Here is a 1,030-nt window from a genome sequence, read left to right as displayed (position 1 = left end):
ATATTATTCTACTACAAAGTAAATTAATATAAAAGTATATATATGAGAATATTTTAATAAATTTAAAGAAAAATATCAATATCTTTATAAATTTTAACAATCTTGATAGTTGGAATTAATTAATAATTTCTATCAATTAGTATTGACTTTCTGTAGCAATGCACATATAATATAATCATAAAGAATAAATATTAAAAATTTATTTTTTATCCCCTTTATTTTCCTTAATCTATTCTTATATTAGGAGGAAAGATAAATGGAAAATAACTTAAACGAACAAGTCCTTGATAAGCTTACTAAAGTTTGTACTTGCAAGGCAATACCAAGATCCAAAATTAAAGATGCAATCAAAGCCGGAGCTCATACTGTATCAGAAGTTTCTAAGGCAACAGGAGCTTGTACAGGTGGGTGCAGAGGCTACAGATGTACCCCTACAATCCAAAATTTGATTGAAAAGCATCTGGAAAATAACTAATATAGTTCCCCCAAACTATATTAGCATATAGATTATATCTCCCCTAAAACCACCTGCTATGCAAACAGGTGGTTTTTTTATGAAAAAATAAATAGAGTTGCATTACAACAACCCTATAAATCTAATTTTTAAAATATCTTCATTGATATTCCATAACTTTTGAAACTATCTTTTGATAAATTAATATGTTTTAATTCCTTGTCTTCTTCTTTTTTAAGACTTGATGTGTTAAATTCCATCATTGCTTCTTCAAAGTATTTTTTTATTCTCTTTGGCGTAGGTATAATAATAGCCTTAAATATCATAAAAATCTCCTAAAAATTTATCTACATTATAATATACTGTGTTTTATTGCAATTATTCTTACTATATTTTCTGTTGCTACCTCTAAATTGTTTTTTCCTTCTTTTAAGGCCTTATCTAATTCCAATTTCATTTATTACTCTTTTTATTCCCATTTCCATGGCTAAACAAACCTCTTTTGCAGTCATGCTTTCTTTAAAGGAATCAGGTGCTAATACTATCTTCATACTTCTTATCCACTCAACATAATAG

2 protein-coding genes and 1 pseudogene are annotated in these 1,030 nt (G+C 26.9%); 1 reads left to right on the top strand and 2 read right to left on the bottom strand.

The features are described 5' to 3' along the window. Window positions 1-256 precede the first annotated feature (256 nt). A complete protein-coding gene (locus E6248_RS16375; protein ID WP_136007927.1) occupies window positions 257-475 on the top strand; it encodes a bacterioferritin-associated ferredoxin in 219 nt (72 codons plus the stop codon). A gap of 128 nt (window positions 476-603) precedes the next feature. On the opposite strand, the gene E6248_RS16370 is transcribed toward E6248_RS16375, so the two are convergent. Then, the gene (locus E6248_RS16370) at window positions 604-780 is read right to left on the bottom strand and encodes a hypothetical protein (protein ID WP_316341821.1); all 177 of its coding nucleotides are present in this window, start codon (window positions 778-780) and stop codon (window positions 604-606) included. A 132-nt stretch (window positions 781-912) separates the two neighbouring features. Next, window positions 913-1,005 (bottom strand): annotated as a pseudogene (locus E6248_RS16365) (glycerate kinase); the annotation flags it as partial. Between the last annotated feature and the right edge of the window lie 25 nt (window positions 1,006-1,030).

It is taken from the genome of Clostridium sp., from assembly GCF_032552055.1.
Lineage (GTDB): Bacteria > Bacillota > Clostridia > Clostridiales > Clostridiaceae > Clostridium.
This window is presented reverse-complemented; position numbering and strand designations above follow the sequence as displayed.

Coding starts and splice junctions, on each gene's coding strand:
- E6248_RS16370 (WP_316341821.1), bottom strand. CDS start 780: ATGATATTTAAGGCTATTATTATACCTACGCCAAAGAGAATAAAAAAA.
- E6248_RS16375 (WP_136007927.1), top strand. CDS start 257: ATGGAAAATAACTTAAACGAACAAGTCCTTGATAAGCTTACTAAAGTT.